A 15,277-nucleotide genomic window follows, 5' to 3' on the forward strand; every position below is an offset into this window, starting at 1 on the left:
CATGATCGATCGACGCGAATTGATAGTTGCCTTGGGTGCGACCGGGCTGCTTACGGCCTGTCAAAGCGCCGGGCCGCCAAAACCGTCGGTCATCACCGTGAAGCTGACAGGAGCGGCCGGCATGAACCCTGGACCAGGCGGCGGCGACCGGCCAGTGACAGTGCTGGTCATGCGGCTCCGCAGCACCGGTAAGTTCAACTCCGCCGACTACTTTGCCTTACAGGGGGATGCCGGCTCGGCACTGGCAGGCGATCTCATCGGATCCGACCAGATTGCTGTCGGGCCTGGAAAAACCGCGACCAAGACCATTACAGTTGAACCGGATGCGACGGCCCTGGGCTTCGTTGCACTTATCCGTGAGCCTGGCGGGCGAAACTGGCGGACCACCAAATCGGTTTCGCCCGGATCAAACTTTACGGTCAATGTCACACTCGGCAGCGGCGGCATTTCCGCCTGACGGCCAAGGCAAGGGGAGTTCGATGCAGAGAGTAGCCGGATGAGCGATGCAAACAGGGTGCTGTGGTCCGAGGGCCTTTTTCTGCGGACCCAGCATTTCCAGCAGCAGGATCGTTTCTTTGAGGCGACTGTGCGCGGCGCGTTGCAGGCCGGCCAGCTGCATACGTTCGGCTTTCAGCAATTGACCCTGGATAAGGCATTGCTCGATGCCGGCCAGATCTCGATCCTGTCTGCACGAGGCATTTTCCCGGACGGAACCGCCTTCTCCATTCCGGATCTGATGGACGCGCCGCGTCCGCTGCCGGTCACCCCGGATACAGGCGCCGGCCCGGTGCTGGTCGCCTTGCCGCTCGAGCCGGCCGGCGGGGTCGGCTTCGATCCCGCGCATACGCCACCCAGCGGTGCGCGCTATCATGGACGGATCGTTTCGGTGCGCGATGCCGTCCAGGGCGGTTCAGACCCCGAAGAAATCGAAATCGCCCGGCCGCAATCGCTGTTGCTTGCACCCGGCAAATCGGTCGGCGGCTATACCGCCCTGCCCATAGCCGACATCAAGGGGATTCGAGCCGATGGCGGCGTTTCGCTGGACGAGACGTTCCTGCCACCGGCCCTGGTTACTGGTGCAGCGGCCTGGTACCGGCAACTGCTTCTGGAAGTTGTCACAGGCCTCGACCAGATCGCCGAGGCGCATGGCAAGATGGTCATGGGCGGGCCAGGGCGCAGCGTCGAAGACCTGTTGATGCTCAACCTCGCCAACGCGGCGCGTCCGCGACTGGCTCACATGCTGGCGCAGGATGTTTTCCATCCGGCCGAACTTTACCTGGAGCTGGCCGGGCTTGCCGGTTCGATGGCGACATACGGCTCGAGCGCGCGGCGACTGGGTGAGCTGCCGGCTTACGATCACATGGCGCCCGGTCCACCGTTTTCGGCGCTGGCGGATGCATTGCGCTCACTGATCCTAAGCCTGCGCTATATCGAGCCGAAATCGCGCGCGCTGCCCGTCATGCGCCATTCGACCAATGTTTGGAAAATCCGCATCGACAATCCGAAGCTGCTGGTGGCCAGCCGGATCGTCATCCGGGTCGGTTCGGAACTGTCGGAGGACGCGCTGCGCAAGATATTCGTCAACCAGGCGACCGTCGGCTCGGCTGATGAGTTCGAGGGCCTGTGGAAGTCCCGCCTGCCCGGCATCCCGCTCAAACCGCTTCATTCGCAACCCCGCGAGATTCCTTACGACGGCGATCGGCTGTGCCTCGAGCTCGACCAGAAAAGCGAGCACTGGGCATCGCTGCTCGGTGCCCCAGGCTTCGTCATCGGCGTTTCGGGTGTACTGCCGAGCGAACCGCAGGTGGACTGCTATTCGGTGAACAGGTGAAACCATGAGCCGGGATGATCCTTTCGGACTGTCGGAGGATCGCGAACGCACTCGCATCAGGCTGACCGGCACGCCGATGCCGCGACCGATGGCGGCATCCTTGCCGGGCGGGCCGGTTAAACGCTCGCGCACCCACCCGAACGGCCTTGTCAACGCCTTTGCGCCCCTGCTCGAGTTTGCGCCTGAGCTTGAAAGCGCGCTGCCACCGGAGAATCCGGAAGTGTTGCGCACCCGGCTGCTCGAAGAGCTGGTTCGGGCACGCGACACGGCAATGGCGGCGGGGTCGTCGATGGAGCGGGCCGATCAGGCAGCCTGGGTGGTGGCGGCCTTGCTCGACGATCTGGCCCTGAACACGCCCTGGGGCGGGGCCAGCGCATGGCCGCGTCAGCCGCTTGTGGTCATGTTGCGCGGCGATGTCGACGCCGGCACGCAGTTCTTCACACGGCTCGACGAACTGGAACGCCATCCGAACCGAGACCGCGAATTGCTGGAACTTCAGTATGACTGCCTGGCACTCGGTTTTCGCGGCAAGTATCGCGTGCCCGGCCGGTCGGGCGATCGCTCGCTCAATGCCGTCCGTGTGGCCGCGGCACGTTTCCTGCGCGATGCCGACGCCGAGAATGGACCGTTGTCGCCAAACTGGAAAGGCGTCATCGCATCCGACGAGCCGCAGCGCTTCATCGTTCCGATCTGGGTGATGGCCTTGGCCGCGGCGGTCATCGCCACCGCGACCTATGTCGGGCTCTCGATGGGACTAAGCAGCCAGGCGGTGGAGCTTTCAGCGCTGGTCCGCGCATTGCCGCCGCCGACCCGGGGCGACATCAGCCGCCTATCGCCAACCGTCGATGTCCCGCCGCCGGAGACTGTGGATTTCGCGCTGCTGCCCGAATTTGAGGCCGGCGCGCCGGGCAATCTCAGATCGGCTCTGAGCGGCACAGAGAGCGTTTCGCTGGCCAAGCTGGTCATCCAGGCCTCCAATCCCGAACTGTTCCAGTCCTCGCGGCCAACACTGACGGAAGGATTCGAGCCGCTGATCGGCTCGATCGCCAAGGTGATCCTGGCCAATCGGGACCTGATCGGCAACATCACCGTGGTCGGACATACGGACGGCGTTCCTCTGCAAAGAACCAATCCGCTGTCGACCAATCAGCGACTTTCCGAGGCTCGCGCCCAGACCATTGCCGACATCCTGGTGCAAAACGGAGTGCCGCAGGAACGCATCCATGCCGAGGGCCGGGCAGCCACGGATCCAGTGGCCGATGACGGCACGCGCGAGGGCCGGGCCCTGAACCGGCGCGTTGAGGTGCTGGTCGAAAAGAGGCTGTGAGATGTTCATCCTGCGCTTCCTCTGGGCGGTCCTGACATCGCGCTGGCTGTGGACACTGATTGGCATCACGCTGCTTTCCTTTGTGATCTGGGTATTCGGGCCGATCGTCAGGGTCGGCCCCTACGACCCTTTCGCCTCCGACAATGTGCGTATCGTCATCATCGCGCTGCTGGTCATCTTCTGGCTGATCTGGCTGATCGCTGCCCAGCGTCGAGCGATCCGCGCCAACCGTATGTTCGTCGCCGAAATCGCGGCGCCGGCGGTAGAGAAGCCACTCAGCCCCGGCGAAGAGAATGTCGCTGCCGTCGGAGCCAAGTTCGGCGAGGTCATGGCCGAGTTGAAGCGCCGCAAACTGGGCGGTCGCAAGTTCCTGCGCGAGATGCCCTGGTACGTGATCGTCGGACCGCCGGCCACCGGCAAGACCACGGCCTTGCGCCAGTCGGGGCTGAATTTTCCGATCGACCTGACCGACGACCTGCAAGGGGTCGGCGGCACGCGCAATTGCGACTGGTTCTTTTCGGAGAGCGCCGTTCTGATCGACACTGCAGGCCGCTATGTCCAACAGGAGAGCCAACCCGACGCCGACGCGGTGGAGTGGCTGGGCTTCCTCGACCTTTTGAAGAAGCACCGGGGCCGTCGCGCGCTCAACGGTGTGATCGTCGCGCTTTCGATCGATGTGCTTTCGGAGGGCGACGACGCCATCAAGGCGCATGGCCGCAAGATCCGCCGTCGGCTGGCCGAGCTCAACGACCGCCTCGAAATCCGCCTTCCGGTCTATCTGATGCTGACCAAAGCCGACCTGATCAAGGGTTTCGAAGCTTTCTTCGGCGGTTTGTCGACGGCTGCGCGCGAGCAGGTCTGGGGGACTACGTTCGCACTCGACGCGCATGTCGATGCAAAGACCATCGAGCGGGAAATCGCGACGTTAGCCACCGAGCTTGAGCGGCGCCTGGTGCCCCGGCTGGAGGATGAAGACAAGCTTGCTGCCCGCGCCGAAATCTTCAGGTTTCCCGCCCAACTCGCCAGCCTGTCCGAGCCGATCCAGGTACTGATCGAGGCGATGTTCGGGGAAAGCCGGTATGAGGAGGCCGCCTGGCTGCGTGGTCTTTATCTGACGTCGGCGACCCAGGAAGGGGCGCCGATCGATCGGCTGACCGCGGCGCTGTCTGCCTCCTTTGGCCTTCCGCCGCGCCGGGCGTTGGCCGCGCCGCGTGTCGAAAAACGCAGCTTCTTCCTGAAGAACCTGCTTACAGAAGTCATCTTCAAGGAAGCCGGGCTCGGCACCTTCGATCCGCTGGCGCAACGCCGCCGTGCCTGGATCTGGCGTGGCGCGGCCTCCGCATGTGCCGCAGCCGCCCTGCTGGTCAGCGGACTGTTCACCTGGTCCTATTACGACAACCGCAACGCGATCACGGCCCAGGCAAGCCAGTTCGAGGCGCTGCAGACGCCACTGACCTCGGCCGCGGCAAACCCGGCATCCGTAGAACAGCCTGCGATCGATGGCGCCCTCAGTGCGATGGATGAAGTCGCAAATGCCCGCACCCCGCCGCCTGGCGCGGCACAGGATTTGCTGGGTCCATCAGCCTCGGCGGAACTGGTGCGGGCACAGACCGACACTTACGACCATGCTTTGCGCAACGTTCTCGAGCCGCACATGGTGGCGCTGCTCGAGGCGACGATGTGGCGGCAGATCCGCGACCCGGACTTCATGCTTGGCGCGCTGAAGACCTATCGCATGATGACCGGCCTTTCTCAGATGGATCCGGACTTCGCCCAGAGCTGGTGGGTCAACAGTCTGCCCGAATTCGCCGCGGCTGCCCCCTTTCCGACAGCTGACGCCGAACAGCACCAGCTTGCCGCGATCCGTCGCATGGCGGTTGACGCCAGTTACATCGCTCCGGACCAGGCGTTGGTTGCGGAGGCACTGAAAACCGTCTGCACGATTTCTTTGCCGGCGCGTGCCTATAAACAATTGCTGGCCGACCCGGCGGTGACTGCGCTCAAGGAATGGATTCCTGCCAACTTCGCCGGCCCCAACGGCGCCAAGGTCTTTGCGCGGCGTTCCGACAAGACGCTTAGGGTCGGCATTTCGGGAGCGTTTACCTATGCCGGCTTCCATGACGCCATTCTCGACCGGGTCGAGGATGTCGCCGCCCAGGCAGCACTCGACCGGGCGGTGTTCGCCGGCGGTTGCTCGGAAAATTCCGAAACCTCGGTGTCAGCGCTGTCAGAGGATATTCTGAAGCTTTACTACGACGACTACATCGCGCAATGGGACAGCTTCCTGCGCGACATGAGGCTGGCGCCATTGACCGATCTCAACGTCGCCAGTGAGAACCTCAAGGATCTTTCAAGTGCCGACTCCGCGCTGAAGCGCCTGGTCACCGCGGTGGTCCAGGAGACCGAACTTACGCGATCCGATGAAGCGCCGGCAAACGACAAGGCAGCGGCGGCAGGTGGGTCGAAACTGCTTGGCAAGCTAGGCAAGCTTGGAAAGATCGTGAAAACCGGAGCAAAGCTTTTGCCGCGTGCCGGCTCCGCCGACGAGGTGGATCTTACCGGCAGTCTGGTGGCCGAGCATTTCAAGCCGCTCAAGGGTGCCATCGCCGAGGTCGACGGCCAGCCGCCGGCGCTCGACGCCGCCATTGTCGCGCTCACCGCATTGTCCAACGTGCTGCAGACGGTGACGGCCAATCCCGATCCTCAGGACGCCATCAAGAAGCAGGGCGGCCTCGCCGAACTGACTGGAGCCGTTGCCAGGCAGGCGCAGATCCTGCCCGACCCGATCGATGATTGGTTGGGCGGTATTGCCGGCGATACCAGCGGCCTGACGCAGAAGGCGGTCACCTCGGAGCTCAACGCCATCTGGCGCGCCGATATCCTGCCGTTCTGCCAGGCAGCACTCAACAACCGCTATCCTTTCAGCCCTGACAGCGCCGTCGACGTCAATGTCCGCGACTTCGCCCGTCTGTTCGGACCGGCAGGGCTGATCGACACCTTCATCAACGACCATCTGATCAGCTATGTCGACACGTCGGCGCAGCCATGGAAATGGCGCGCCGATTTCGGCCTCGACCCGTCGGCACTGGCCGCGTTCGAACAGGCAAGGCGGATCCGCGATGATCTCTTTCCGGGCGGTACAGGCCCGCTGATGAGCTTCACGCTCGAACCGAAGGATTTGTCGCCCAATGTCGCGCGCGTGACGCTCAACCTCGATGGCCAGAACCTCGTCTACTATAACAACGCAACAAGGCCGCAGCCGATGACGTGGCCCGGCAAGGACGGCACAGGCGTCATCTCGCTTGCCTTCCAGCCGATCGATGGCTCGCCCGAGATCTTGCTCAACGAGACCGGCAGCTGGGCGTGGCTGAGAATGTTGCGCAGCGGTCGCTTCACCGGCACCTCGCTGTCGGACGTCTACAGCCTGCGCCTGGGCACCAAAGGCATGTACGCCGATTTCCAACTCAAGGCCGCCAGCGTTGAAAATCCCTACAACCTGCAAATGTTCAAGAAATTTTCATGTCCGCCGCAGATATAATCATCGGATTTTTCGGCAAGATCCCGGCAAGCGGCGATTTCGTCGCTGCGAACCTGCCGCGCACCTTCATCGACCGCTGGGATCGGTGGATGTCGATGGAATTGCGCGCGCGGCCTGATGAAGGTGAACTCGATCCGCGCGTCTGGCGCTTCACGGTGCCCGCTGGCATCTTCTGCGATCAGCCTTGCGCAGGCGCGTGGCGCATGAGCGAGGATCGTGTCGGGCGGAGATATCCATTCGTTGTTGCCGCCATCGGACTCCAGCCCCGCGTGGATGACGGATGGTTCGATGCGGTGTCTGAGATCGCGGGTGACGCGGTATCGCACTACTGGACGAGCCCCATGGTCGCCGAGCGACTCCACGCAGCTCAGCCGCCGTCAGCCAACAGCGCGGAGGCCAGGATCGTCTTTTGGTCCGACGGCTGGAACGTCCACGAATGCCATTTCAAAGATATTCATGATCTGGCCGACAACGGCCTGCCTGTCATGCGCACAGTGCCTCTGCCCGCGGAGGAAAGCTGATCATGGCCATTACCGTCTTCGCTGAGAACATGGGCTTCTTCCACAAGGGCAGCAATGGCAAGGGCATCGCGCCGGGCGATGTCTGTCTGTCGCCGCCGTCGCCGCCGGCAGGCCCGGTTCCGGTGCCCTATGTCAATATGCTGTCTTCCTCCGACCTGTCGAACGGCACTAAAAGCGTCAAGATCGACGGCGAGCCGACTGCCATCGAGAATTCCTCGGAGATCTCGACCAGCACTGGCAACGAGCCGGCGACTCAGGGGCTCGGTGCAGGCGTCATCACCCACAAGATCAAGGGCAAGGGCGTCTTCAAACTGTGGTCGTTCACGGTCAAGGCGGAGGGCAAGGGGGTCGACCGGCACGGCGACATGATGGCTCAGAACACGGCCAGCGATCTGCCCAACTGTATCGACCAGACGGCTATCAATACCTTCAAGGCGCTGCTGAGACGCAAAGGTATCAAGCCCGGCCCCTGCCCGAGCAAACCTTACGACGCGAAGGTCCACCGGCCGGACAAGGACCCTTCCCCGGCCCAGAAGAAGGCTGTCCGCAACAAGCCATGCTGGGAATGCACGCGGGACGACAAACGGGTAACGCGCGCTCACTGGCGCACTACGCGACCGAGCGGTGGAGCGATCGTACGATACGAGGATCCCAAACATGGAAAGGACATGGCGCGCGGCAAAGGCCATATGACCCATGACCACCAGCCGCCGCTGTGCGTCGCCTGGGCGCTGGGTGGATGCAATATGAAAATTGCGGATTTCAAAAAGTATTTCGAACGGGCAAGCAGGGTCAAACCTCACTGTGAAGCGCATTTTCGTAGTCAGGGAAGTCAGGCGGACGCCTATGCAGCGACGCTGTAAAGGGGGGGTGTCATGATCGCGATCGCGAAGAGCTACGACGATATCCAGGAGCGCTACATCGCCGAACTGCGCGCGCTTCTTCCTGAAATCAAAGCCTGGTGGAGCGGCATCGTCGCAGCCGAGAGTTCCGATTCCATCTCACTAATCTGGCCGACTGGAATTTCCGGGCACCCGCGCTTTCTGCATGTCTTTCGGACGCACTATTTTGAGGTGGAGAATCTGAACCGAAAGAACGAGCACGAATTCGTCGAGGAGGCCGACAAGTCGCCCGAGGAAAAATGGGGGGTCGATGACCTCGGCGACAGCCCCCGCTATGTTGGCCACGTAGATTTGCTAATCGACGATATCCCCAGCAAGGCGCCCGATCTGGCCGAGGTGGTCAACGGCTTCGTTTTCGTGCCGATCGGGCTCGATCAGGATGGAGAGATCACCTGATGACGCTGATCACCTATTTTGAAACCGACCGCGGCATTCGCCGCCTGCTACGCCAGCCCGGCTACATCGAACCTCGGGATGCCAAAATCGCGGCGCGCAAGCTCGCGCAGAGTTCCGGGCGGCACCAATATCTTTTCGACGGCTACCTGGAAGATATCCAGATGGCCTACGAAATCGCAGTGCCCTGGTGGGCGGACACGGTTAAAGCGCAACAACAGTGGGCTTTGAATCGCGACGAGGCTATCCGCAAGGCATTCAACAAGCGCGCCGCCGGCGCAGCCGCGAATGGGAACGTAGTCTGGATCGTACGCAATTACTGGCTCGATTGCTGCGAGGCGAACCAGAGCTCTGGAGAGGTCGTCTATCCCGAAATCCTGCTCCTGCAGTGGTTGATCGACGCTAAGAAGGAGGAATTGGTGCGCCTGATCGCCTGTATGCCGTACTGGCCGATCGGCATGGATGAGAACAGAGCCTGGTGCTGAGCGATGAGCTTTGCTGTCTGGTTGGAGAATCGTACCCCCTTCGCTGTGGCGTCTTACACGCTGCCTGATGCGGACGGTCAGGAGGTCTTCCTAGGCCTTTTCTCGGCGAGCTTCCAAGGCGCGGAGCAAGCGACCGCGCTGGAGGCGGCCGAGGAACAATTGCCGGTGACGCTCAGCGATATCTTTTTCGGCAATCCTACCCTTTCTTCGACGCGCTATGAGGCCGATATCGCGATGCTTAAGCCCGGCGTCGACGTCATCGTCAACGGCACCGCATATGCACCGAACGGAAAACCGGTTCGAGAAATGCAAGTGGGACTGAGGTTCGGGCCACTGCAAAAGGTGCTCAGTATCGCGGGTGACCGCATTTATGATGCCGGAAGCTACAGCGCGCCACATCCATTCACACGGATGCCTATCGTCTATGAACGCGCCTACGGCGGCACCACCGCCGATCTGAAGACCGACCCGCGCAATCCGCTGGGAGTGGGTTTTGCGCATGCCCGCTCGGCTGATCCAGCAGTCAAGACGCAAGCGCCAAACATAACATACCCGGCCGAGCCATTCATGAGCCCCTTGGACAAGCCGCGGCCCGCCGGTTTCGGGGCGCTCGGGCGCGGGTGGCAGCCGCGCCTGCCGTTGGCAGGGACCTATGATCAGGCTTGGATCGACACCCAGTGGCCCTTGCCGCCCAAGGATTACGATCCGCGCTACAATCTCGCGGCGCCGGCGGACCAGCAACTTCCAAATCTCAACGGCGGCGAGCGGGTCACTCTGATGGGACTCACCCCCGCCGGCCGGTGGAACTTCAAGCTGCCGCGCGTGGTCGCGCCCATCCGTCTGATTTTCGACGACCGCGTCGAAGACCAAGTTTTCAAGGCAGACACGGTCATCATCGAGCCTGACATATTTCGGGTGACGCTGAAAGCGCGGGTGGCTGTGACGACGCGGCGCAACCGACCTGCACTGCGCGAACTCGTCTTCGGCCATGTCACTCCGGCGCTGATTGCGGCGAAGCGAAAGGGTAAGGATTATTTAGCGCTGCGCGGGACTGACGGCACCATTACTGACCGCCCGGTGTGGCTGCCATGAAACGACCATTATATATCGCTGGCGGCGGCGCAGTGACGCCCGCCGGCCTGAACCGGCGGCAAACGCTCGCCACGATCCGGGCCGGGCTCTCCGCGTTTGAAGAGTATCTGCTAGCCGAACCTATGGGTGCGTCGCAGATCGTCTCGCGAATTCCCACTCATTGGTCGCTGAGAACCACGGATTGGGACTGGCTGGTCAACATGGCATCGCGCGCCATCACGGACGCGCTGGTATCGGCGGCGGCGGATCCGCGCACGACCGTGCTGATACTCGTGTTGCCGGAGAACTTCAGGAACCATGTGGCCTTCGAAGAAGTCGGCCCCTCTGGCTTTCTGAATGCCGTCGCGCACGCATGCGGCGGCCCATTCCATGAGGCCTCGCGCGCGCTCGATGGCGGTGCCGCAGCAAGCATCGGCGTGCTTGAGCAAATGTGCGATATGCTTGCCCATCCGGGCGTCGAGCGCGTTCTGCTCGGCGGCGTCGACAGTCTGGTCAACGACAAGGATATCGCTCGGCTCGCCGAAATGGGACGGCTGAAGGGCTCTGACAATGCTCAAGGCCTTGTTCCCGGAGAAGCGGCGGCCTTCGTTTGCCTGCAATCGAGACCGGATCCGAAGTCGCCGTGTCTCGCCGCCATCCACGGCGCCGGTTTTGCTCAGGAAGCCGATACTGTTCTGACCGAGCGATACAGCCAGGGCAAAGGGCTGCTTGGTGCCCTTCAGGGTGCGTTGAATGGGACCGGCGCTGGTCCGAAAGAGCCCGACATTGTCTTTGTCGTCAGCAATGGCAATGGGGAGCGCTATAGCGGGTGGGAAGCAAACATAGCGCGGTCTCGCTTCTATCGCACACGGCGCGAAACCTTGCCGATTGCCTATCCGGCAATGACTGTCGGCGAGGTAGGGGCGGCCGGCGGGGCGCTGACGCTGCTCGTGGCGGCCGACAGTTTCACCGCCGGCTATGCGCCCGGCCCGGTCGCCATGTGCGAGGTCGCGTCCGAAGCCGGATTGCGCGCTACGGCGCTGGTCAGCAAGGTCAGGTCGGGCTGAATTACATCCAGGCGGGGAAGCGCTGCGTGCGCCGCCAGTCGGCCAAGGGGAGGTCGGGGTTTTCGAAAGAGGCGCGGATGGCGGCGAGCCGCTGCCGACGCATCGAGCGGAATATTGCGTGCTTACCTGGTCCCCGCCCGTCGTCCCACCATGCACTCGCGCGGTCCGCCATTGGAAGTGGCGAATCCTCGATGTCAGCGAATTGATTTCCAAGCGACGCGGAATTGACAGCAAAGACGTCGGTGTCATTGAAATCGACCTCGAACAGATCGCGCCAAGCCAGGCCCGCGGCATAAACGAATTGGGGCTCGCGCATGCGTTCGATCAGCCAGGGCACGATCGATCTGTCGCCAAGCATTCCGATGGCGGCTAGAGCCGGTAGTCGCGACGACGGTTTGTTCAGACATTTCTGAAGCCAGGCTTTTGCGGAAGTTCCCGCCGAGGCGAGTAGCCGGATGTCGATCACCTCACCGATGGGAACACTGTCGGAGGCTAGCAATTCATCCAGAACGGGCAGGGCCGTGCGGCCTGCGCCGAGAAGACAAGTGGCGAAGGAGGCCGCCAACCGCTCCGGCGGCCGATCGGCAGCGAGACGCTCGGCTATTGCCGGGAGCAGATCGCGGCGGCGCAACGCGCCAGCCAACCGCAACGCCCGGATCCGGACCTCAGCCTGGGCATTTGCGGCTAATTCGCCGAGGCTCGGACCGGCATCGGCGCGATGATGCCAGAGTGCCGCGAGCCCAAGGCATGTGAGCATCGTTTCCCTGGAATCGACCCACTTGGCGACAAAAGGACGGAGTTTTTCGCGCGGTGTCCGGGCGATGGCGCCCGATAGAGCCTTGATTCCGATCTCGCCGAGCGCGGTGGCGGCCTCAATCACTGCGGCAAGCGGCTTTTCCAGTCCCCAATGGAGCGCCAAGCACGCCATGACAAAGAGTTCTGGGGCTTCCGGATAATCGGAGAAACGCGCGTTCGCCGCCGCCCAAGCAGCCTCGCCCGACGCGAACAGGCCTTCAAGATTGGCGTCCAGTCGCTGGTCGATGCGGCCGATGTCGAGTTCGCCCAGAAGCGGTCCGTCGATCTCGCGGCGCCGCCGCGACCAGAGGAAAGCGGCGTCCTCCGCGTGCTGGTCAACGATGGCGGGGATCGTCGCAAGGCGCTGCATCGGCTCGACCTAATTCAGGTGAACGGCTGCTCCTCGTATACGGTTGGTACCGGTCGCGTGGCTGTTGAGCTGTGTGCCGCGGATGGAGACGCGCCCGTTCTTCTCCAAAATGATGGACGCCAAGCCACATCTGAGCTCGATGCGATCGCGCGCGTCCAGTGTCACCGTCTCGCCGTCGCACAACACTTCAACGGGATGCGGCTGGGGGCGCAGATCAACTATGCGTCCGACCACAAGCGGCCGGGCGGTGTCGCCCGCTTCGAACAGGAGTGCGACTTCCGAGCCGACAGAGGAAGCGTCGAGAGCGGCGAGACTGCGGGCCTTCAGCGCCGTGTCGCTGGGATTGCCGACGAAAACCACGAGCGGCGAGCCGTCATCGAAACCGATCAGCAACCCAATTATCACGCCGTCAACACGCTCTACAACGTCCATCGCTCGGCCCTCAATTCCCTCAATTGTTGTGAACACTGCTGCCTTTGATCTTGGTCTTGCCGTCGGCCTTCACGTCGATGTCGCCGCTGCCGTCAAGCCTTATGTCCTTGCCCTTGACGCTGATCGTACCGTCCTTTTTGAGGATGATGCTAGCATCGCCGCATTTCAGCGTGATCTCATCAGCCGCCTCGATATACAGCTTCTTGCCGAACTTCATCACGCCGTCTTCGCCAACGATGACACTGCTCGCCTTGGCGACTTTTAGCGAATAGGCTCCGCCGATCTCGATCCCCTCGTCCGCCGCAATCTTGGCCAGGCGCGCCTTGCCGACCTGGAAGGATTGGGCGCCGCCGATAGTAAAGCTTTGGTCTGCGGCGACGTCAACGGTCTGGGCGGCGCCGATCTGCCACTTGTCTGTCGCGCCGATGCTGTGGCTCTGCGCCGTCCCTACCGTCACCGACCGTGTCGCCCCTATCGTATTCGCTTGTGGCCCGCCTACGCTTCGGGTTTCAGAAGCACCCACTGAATCGATGCGCGCCGCGCCAACGGTGATCGTCTGTACCAACGCCACCGTCTGAGTATGGTTCTGCCCGATCGTCTCGGTTGAATTCGCACCAATGCCTATCGTCTCGTCGACGCCCACAGTCAGCGAACGGTTCTTGCCCACCGTCTCGGTATCGTTCGAGCCGATATCCGTGGTCTGGTCGACGCCGACCTTGACCGTTTTGTTGTTGCCGACGTCCTCGTCGAGGTTGTGGCCGACGGAGTGCTTGGCGTCGTGGTCGATGCGGTCCGACTGGTCGTGCTGGACCAGCTTGGTGCGGTCGTTCTTGATCAGAAGGTTATGATCCTTCTGCGCCTGGAAGTTGACCAGTTCGGAGCCGGCCTTGTCTTCGAACATCAGCTCGTTGTAACCGCCGCCGCCTTTCGATGAGTCGGACTTCCAGCCGGATTGCGTGGCGCTGCCCGGCAGCCCGTAGGGCGGCATCTGCGAGGCATTGTAGACCCTGCCGGTGATGATCGGCAGATCCGGGTCGCCTTCAATGAAATCGATGATGACCTCCTGGCCGATGCGCGGGATCTGGATGAACCCCCAACCGCTGCCAGCCCAGGTCTGCGAAACCCGCACGAAGCAGGAGCTGTTCTGGTCCTTCTTGCCCAGACGGTCCCAGTGGAACTGGACCTTCACCCGGGCATATTTATCGGTGAATATCTCCTCGCCCGATGGGCCGACCACCGTCGCCGTCTGCGGACCGCGCATGATCGGCCGTGTCGTGACCCGCGGCGGACGATAGGGCAAGGCAGTCGGCGCCACGCCGAGGATCACCTTGAAGTTCTCGCTTTCGACGTCGGCATGGGCTCGGTAGCCCGGATCGAACAGCCTGTATTCGGCGCTGACCACCAGATATTCCTGGTTCTGGTCTTCTCTTGGGAAGCCGTCCAGCTTGAACGTGCAGCCAGAATAGAGGCCCCGCACCGTGCCGACTGCAGCGATGCGCTGGTGCACCGCCTGGATTTCCTCGCGCCGGATCGCGGCCAGGCTGTCGCCGCGGCCGACGTCGAGATGCGCGCCGGGCTGGCGGTAATTCTCGCCCGCAGCCAGCTTGTGACTGAACGGCTGGGCGGATTTCGCCATCAGGTCGGCGCCCGGCTTCTTGAAATCATAGTCGGTATGAACATAGGCACCCGGCCGCACGGAGCTGCCTGGAATCCATTCTGTGATGTATTCGACATCGCGCCGGGAGCCCTGCCCTTCAAAGTGATAAGGCACCTTCTCATAGCCGGGCGCCGGCTTCAGCTTGTTCATTGCGTCGGCCAGCACAAGCGTGTGCTTGCCCTCGTCATGCTCAAAAAAATACAGGATGCCTTCGTGCTCGAGCAGCCGCTGCACGAAATCGAGGTCGGTCTCGTCATACTGGACGCAGTATTCGCGCGGCGGATAAGAGCCTTGCAAGCGCTTCTCGAATTTTGCCGTGCTGTATTTCGAGAAAACCTCCTCGACTATTTCGATGACGCTCATGTTCTGGAAAATGCGGCAGTCGGTCGTATTGCCGAGAAACCAGAGCCATGGCCTGACGACTGCTTCGTAATAGGCCAGTCGGTCCTCGATCCGGGTGAGGCGAAACTCCGACACGATGCCGCTGAACCAGCGCTGGGGGTTGGATTCACCTTCGATCGAGACGGGGCCACCCAGCATCTTAAGCGGATCGATATCGTGGCTGGGGCTTACGAACCCGACCGTGTAGGCCAGACAACGACTGATCTCATCCCGCCCGACGAGATGTGTAAAGGTCAACAGCTCAGCGCCAACTGGCGTTTGCACCACCGTGGCACGTTGTTCACTCGGCATGGGTCGTGCCCCTCCTCGCCTGGCGGCCAGCCCAGTCGATTTGACGATCCTGGTCAGGAACTCGAAATCACATCACCCTGGTGGTTGCCAGTCCGTTTCGAGCGTACCACATGTTTGTTGTGCAGGCCAAAGCGGACCACGAGTAGGTTGCCCACTGTGATGCGAATTTTGGGATTAGCGACGCTAAAGACATGG

The 15,277-nt window shown here is 62.3% G+C and carries 13 protein-coding genes; 10 read left to right on the forward strand and 3 right to left on the reverse strand.

Translation table 11 applies throughout. The features are described from left to right. Window position 1 precedes the first annotated feature (1 nt). The 10 genes from tssJ to AC0L2P_RS28645 are packed head-to-tail and all read left to right on the forward strand — an operon-like array spanning window position 2 to window position 11,135. Window positions 2–457, forward strand: coding sequence for a type VI secretion system lipoprotein TssJ (gene tssJ, locus AC0L2P_RS28600; RefSeq protein WP_473506137.1), 456 nt, complete (start codon window positions 2–4; stop codon window positions 455–457). Window positions 458–496: 39 nt separating this feature from the next. Beyond that, window positions 497–1,831 (forward strand): type VI secretion system baseplate subunit TssK, encoded by a 1,335-nt coding sequence (gene tssK / locus AC0L2P_RS28605; RefSeq protein ID WP_473506139.1) that lies wholly within the window; start codon window positions 497–499, stop codon window positions 1,829–1,831. A gap of 4 nt (window positions 1,832–1,835) precedes the next feature. Beyond that, window positions 1,836–3,158, forward strand: a complete 1,323-nt coding sequence (gene icmH, locus AC0L2P_RS28610) for a type IVB secretion system protein IcmH/DotU (protein ID WP_473506141.1) — start codon at window positions 1,836–1,838, stop codon at window positions 3,156–3,158. Window position 3,159: 1 nt separating this feature from the next. Beyond that, window positions 3,160–6,696: a type VI secretion system membrane subunit TssM gene (tssM, locus tag AC0L2P_RS28615; RefSeq protein WP_473506142.1), complete on the forward strand. Its 3,537-nt coding sequence runs from the start codon at window positions 3,160–3,162 to the stop codon at window positions 6,694–6,696. Continuing rightward, complete coding sequence (gene tagF, locus AC0L2P_RS28620; RefSeq protein WP_473506144.1) at window positions 6,678–7,217, forward strand: type VI secretion system-associated protein TagF; 540 nt, start codon at window positions 6,678–6,680, stop codon at window positions 7,215–7,217. The genes tssM and tagF overlap by 19 nt, the downstream gene beginning before the upstream one ends. Before the next feature lie 2 nt (window positions 7,218–7,219). Next, window positions 7,220–8,080: a DUF4150 domain-containing protein gene (locus AC0L2P_RS28625; RefSeq protein WP_473506146.1), complete on the forward strand. Its 861-nt coding sequence runs from the start codon at window positions 7,220–7,222 to the stop codon at window positions 8,078–8,080. A gap of 12 nt (window positions 8,081–8,092) precedes the next feature. After that, a complete protein-coding gene (locus tag AC0L2P_RS28630) occupies window positions 8,093–8,515 on the forward strand; it encodes a hypothetical protein (protein ID WP_473506148.1) in 423 nt (140 codons plus the stop codon). Next, window positions 8,515–8,997: a hypothetical protein gene (locus tag AC0L2P_RS28635; RefSeq protein ID WP_473506149.1), complete on the forward strand. Its 483-nt coding sequence runs from the start codon at window positions 8,515–8,517 to the stop codon at window positions 8,995–8,997. The genes AC0L2P_RS28630 and AC0L2P_RS28635 overlap by 1 nt, the downstream gene beginning before the upstream one ends. A gap of 3 nt (window positions 8,998–9,000) precedes the next feature. Next, window positions 9,001–10,089 carry a DUF2169 family type VI secretion system accessory protein gene (locus tag AC0L2P_RS28640; RefSeq protein WP_473506151.1) on the forward strand — a complete coding sequence of 363 codons (1,089 nt, stop codon included), beginning with the start codon at window positions 9,001–9,003 and terminating at the stop codon, window positions 10,087–10,089. Beyond that, entirely contained in the window at window positions 10,086–11,135 is a 1,050-nt protein-coding gene (locus AC0L2P_RS28645) for a hypothetical protein (protein WP_473506153.1), read from the forward strand. The genes AC0L2P_RS28640 and AC0L2P_RS28645 overlap by 4 nt, the downstream gene beginning before the upstream one ends. Window position 11,136: 1 nt before the next feature. Here AC0L2P_RS28645 and AC0L2P_RS28650 read toward each other — a convergent pair whose 3' ends face one another. From AC0L2P_RS28650 to AC0L2P_RS28660, 3 genes are read right to left on the reverse strand one after another with little or no spacing between them, the layout of a single operon-like run. Next, a complete protein-coding gene (locus AC0L2P_RS28650) occupies window positions 11,137–12,300 on the reverse strand; it encodes a hypothetical protein (RefSeq protein WP_473506155.1) in 1,164 nt (387 codons plus the stop codon). A 9-nt stretch (window positions 12,301–12,309) separates the two neighbouring features. Further along, window positions 12,310–12,732, reverse strand: a complete 423-nt coding sequence (locus tag AC0L2P_RS28655) for a DUF6484 domain-containing protein (protein ID WP_473506157.1) — start codon at window positions 12,730–12,732, stop codon at window positions 12,310–12,312. 19 nt (window positions 12,733–12,751) lie between these two features. Further along, window positions 12,752–15,082, reverse strand: a complete 2,331-nt coding sequence (locus tag AC0L2P_RS28660; protein WP_473506159.1) for a type VI secretion system Vgr family protein — start codon at window positions 15,080–15,082, stop codon at window positions 12,752–12,754. Window positions 15,083–15,277: the final 195 nt, after the last annotated feature.

It is taken from the genome of Mesorhizobium sp. WSM4836, from assembly GCF_055811815.1.